The organism is Streptomyces sparsus (genome assembly GCF_054776295.1).
Genome location: NZ_BAAHCA010001664.1, coordinates 1 through 593, shown reverse-complemented (window position 1 = coordinate 593; position 593 = coordinate 1). Strand labels below are relative to the sequence as shown.

Annotated in this window: 1 protein-coding gene; it reads left to right on the top strand. The window is 77.6% G+C overall.

What is annotated here, in order from left to right:
• Positions 1-370: 370 nt before the first annotated feature.
• On the top strand, positions 371-593 hold a 223-nt coding region (locus ACYVE9_RS30185; RefSeq protein ID WP_461031035.1), incomplete at its 3' end, for a hypothetical protein.

The window sequence follows — 593 nt, the reverse complement described above, 5'->3', positions numbered from 1 at the left end:
CCCCGCCCCTCCGGCCCCCGTGGCTCCCGACCCCGAGCCCGAGCCCGACCCCGACCCCGAACCCGCCCCTCCGGCGTCCGCGCCCGCCGATGAGCCCGAAGAGGTCGAGCAGCCCGAGCAGCTCGCCGCCCCCGCCAGGGTGATCGTGACCTCCTCGGCCCCCGACCCCGTAACGCCGTCCCCCTCTTCCCCGCCGTCCCCGTCGGCCCCGCCAAGGGCACGGGGTGCCGTCCGAGGGGCCGAGGCATTCGCCCCCGCGCCGTTCCTCCCCGGGTACAGCAGTACGGCGGAGGAGCGCGCCGCGTTCCGCACGCTCGCGGAGTCCGAGTGGGAGCGTCACGGAGCCGCCGTGGCCCGGATGCTCACGCGCATGCCCGCACTGCGCGGGCGCGAGCAGGAGGAGGCGCGGGCCGACCTGATCGCCCTGATGCTGTATCTCCGAAGTACGGAAGGGCAGTTGAGTCACGCCGCGCTCCACCCCACCTTCGGCACGGGCGACGGACGGCTGCTGCCCTACGCCGCGTGCGTGGCCTCCGGGCTGCGCCGCCTGCCCGCCTTCCGGGGGGCCGCCGTGCGGGGCGCCGGCCCGGAGG